Genomic DNA, 2,728 nt, shown 5'->3' with positions numbered 1-2,728 from the left:
GGCAAACGACGACGTGGTCGACGTGCGTCGTGGTGCGGTGGCGGGTCACGAGGCCGAACGGGTCGCCGGCTGCAGCGAGAGCGGCCCCACGGGGTGGCGACCGCGCCGGGTGCCGCGCAGCACGTACCGCAGCTGCACCTGGCGCGTGGAGCCGCCGAGCGCGTCGACGACGCCCTGGGCGGACGCGACCAGCGACGAGCCCACCCGGTCGGACCAGTGCACGTGCACGCTGGGCAGGATCGCCGTGCTGCGCAGCGTGAGGTTCGCCAGCACCGGCTCGCCGGGGTCGGCGACGTCCGGGCGGAACGAGCGGGCGACGGCCACGCGGGCGTGGCCGGAGGCGACGTGCACCCCGGCGCAGACGACCAGCGCCACCAGCAGCAGGCCGACGTGGACGAACGGGCCGACGTCCAGGCGGGCGCCCAGCGGCGGCAGCAGCAGGCCGACCAGCAGGAAGCCCAGCCCGCGACGGGTCAGCCGGTAGGTGCCCAGGGCGTCGAGCAGCCGGCGCACCCGGCCTCGGATCATGACGTCCGCCCGTGCGGACCCCGGACGGGACGGCGGTGGCGGCGAGGCAGGCGGGTGACGACCTCCGCGGCCGTCCGACCCCCCGCGGCGCACCAGCAGCCGGTGCGCCAGCACGGGGACCGCCAGCGCGTCGACGTCGTCGGGCAGCACGAAGTCGCGGCCCTGCACGTACGCGCGGGCCTTGGCCGCGCGGGCGAGCTGCAGGGTGGCCCGCGGGCTGGCACCGAGCCGCAGCTCGGCGTCCTCGCGCGTGGCCCGGACCAGGTCGACGACGTAGCGCTCGACCGGCTCGGAGAGGAACACCCCGCGGGCCTCGGCGATCATCCGGTGGACGTCCTCGACGGTGGCGACCGGGGCCAGCGCGTCGAGCGGGTTCACCGCGTCGCGGTCGCGCAGCATGCTGAGCTCGGCGTCCACGTCGGGGTAGCCGAGCGAGATCTGGGCCATGAAGCGGTCGCGCTGGGCCTCGGGCAGCGCGTAGGTGCCCTCCATGTCGACCGGGTTCTGGGTGGCGACGACGAAGAACGGGCTGCCGAGCTGGTGCGTCGTGCCGTCGACGGTGACCTGCCGCTCCTCCATCGCCTCCAGGAGCGCGGACTGGGTCTTGGGCGAGGCGCGGTTGATCTCGTCGCCGATGAGCACGTTGGTGAAGACGGCGCCGGGCTTGAACTCGAACTCGCCGGCCCGCTGGTTGAACGCCGAGACGCCGGTGACGTCGGACGGGACGAGGTCGGGGGTGAACTGGATGCGGCGCACCGAGCAGCCGATCGAGCGGGCGAGCGACTTGGCCAGCACCGTCTTGCCGACGCCGGGCACGTCCTCGAGCAGCAGGTGTCCCTCGGCGACGAGGACGACCAGGGCGGTCTCGACGGCGTCGGGCTTGCCGTCGACCACGCTGGACACGTTGGACAGGATGCGCTCGGTCACCGCCATGCCGAATCCTAACCACAGCACGCCAACCGGGACGTGTCCCGAGATCGGGCTAGCGTGGGCCCATGGCGCGTCTGCTGGTCGTCCACCACTCCCCCACGCCGCGCGTGCGGGCGCTCACCGACGCCGTCCTGGCTGGGGCGCGCGACGACGCGATCGAGGGGGTCGAGGTCGTCGAGCGGCCGGCCCTCGAGGCGTCCGCCCCGGACGTCCTGGACGCCGACGGCTACGTGCTCCTGACGCCGGCGAACTTCGGCTACCTTTCGGGCGCCCTCAAGCACTTCTTCGACACCACCTACGACGCCGTGCGCGAGCCCACCGCGGGTCGTCCGTTCGGGTACGCGATCCACGGCAGCACCGACACCTCCGGCGCCGAGCGGGCGATGGTCGCCATCACCACGGGACTGGGCTGGCGCCTGGCCGCCGAGCCGCTGACGATGCTCGGCGAGGTCGACGACGAGCACCGCGAGCGGGCCTACGAGCTGGGCGGCACGGTCGCCGCCCTCGTCGCCGGCTAGCCCTTCTTGCGCCGGGTCCAGGCGAGCAGCTCGTCCTTCGGCCAGGTCGTGACGATGCGCTCGGGCGGGACGCCGTGGGCGGCCGCGCGCTCGGCGCCGTAGTCGAGGAAGTCCAGCTGGCCCGGCGCGTGGGCGTCGGTGTCGATGCTGAACAGGCAGCCGGTCTCCAGCGCGAGCTCGATCAGGTCGTCGGGCGGGTCCTGGCGCTCGGGACGGCTGTTGATCTCGACGGCCACGTCCATCTGCGCGCACGCCTCGAAGACGATCTCGGCGTCGAACGCCGACTGCGGACGGGTGCCGCGGCTGCCCTCGACCAGGCGCCCGGTGCAGTGCCCGAGGACGTTCGTGCGCGGGTTGGCGATCGCCCCGACCATGCGCCGGGTCATGGCGTCGCGGTCCATGCGCAGCTTGGAGTGGACGCTGGCGACGACGACGTCGAGCCGGTCGAGCATCGCCGGCGTCTGGTCGAGCGACCCGTCGTCGAGGATGTCGACCTCGATGCCGGTGAGCAGCGTGAAGTCGTCCCAGCCGTCGTTGAGCTCGGCGACGACGTCCAGCTGCTTGGCCAGCCGCTCCGCGCTGAGCCCGTTCGCGACGGTGAGCCGGGGCGAGTGGTCGGTGAGCGCCTGGTACTCGCGGCCGCGCTCGCGGGCGACCCGGGCCATCTCGGCGATCGGCGAGCCGCCGTCGGACCAGTCCGAGTGGCTGTGCAGGTCGCCGCGCAGCAGCGCCCGCAGCTTCGGCCCCGCCCT

Annotated in this window: 3 protein-coding genes; 1 reads left to right on the top strand and 2 read right to left on the bottom strand. The window is 73.9% G+C overall.

The features are described from left to right. Positions 1-45: 45 nt before the first annotated feature. A complete protein-coding gene (locus AC2W7G_RS13265; RefSeq protein ID WP_485868853.1) occupies positions 46-1,461 on the bottom strand; it encodes an AAA family ATPase in 1,416 nt (471 codons plus the stop codon). Between the two features lie 62 nt (positions 1,462-1,523). Here AC2W7G_RS13265 and AC2W7G_RS13260 point away from each other — a divergent pair, with 62 nt between their 5' ends. Further along, the gene (locus tag AC2W7G_RS13260; RefSeq protein WP_485868852.1) at positions 1,524-1,976 is read left to right on the top strand and encodes a flavodoxin family protein; all 453 of its coding nucleotides are present in this window, start codon (positions 1,524-1,526) and stop codon (positions 1,974-1,976) included. On the opposite strand, the gene AC2W7G_RS13255 is transcribed toward AC2W7G_RS13260, so the two are convergent. Next, a partial coding sequence (locus AC2W7G_RS13255) for a PHP domain-containing protein (protein ID WP_485868851.1) occupies positions 1,973-2,728 on the bottom strand: 756 nt, incomplete at its 5' end. The two genes, AC2W7G_RS13260 and AC2W7G_RS13255, sit on opposite strands and share 4 nt — an antisense overlap.

The organism is Aeromicrobium sp. PFPM2_SD2 (assembly GCF_057364525.1).
Note: the sequence above shows the minus strand (reverse complement) of the source record. Positions and strands in the feature narration are given on the sequence as shown.

Coding starts and splice junctions, on each gene's coding strand:
- AC2W7G_RS13260 (WP_485868852.1), top strand. CDS start 1,524: ATGGCGCGTCTGCTGGTCGTCCACCACTCCCCCACGCCGCGCGTGCGG.
- AC2W7G_RS13265 (WP_485868853.1), bottom strand. CDS start 1,461: ATGGCGGTGACCGAGCGCATCCTGTCCAACGTGTCCAGCGTGGTCGAC.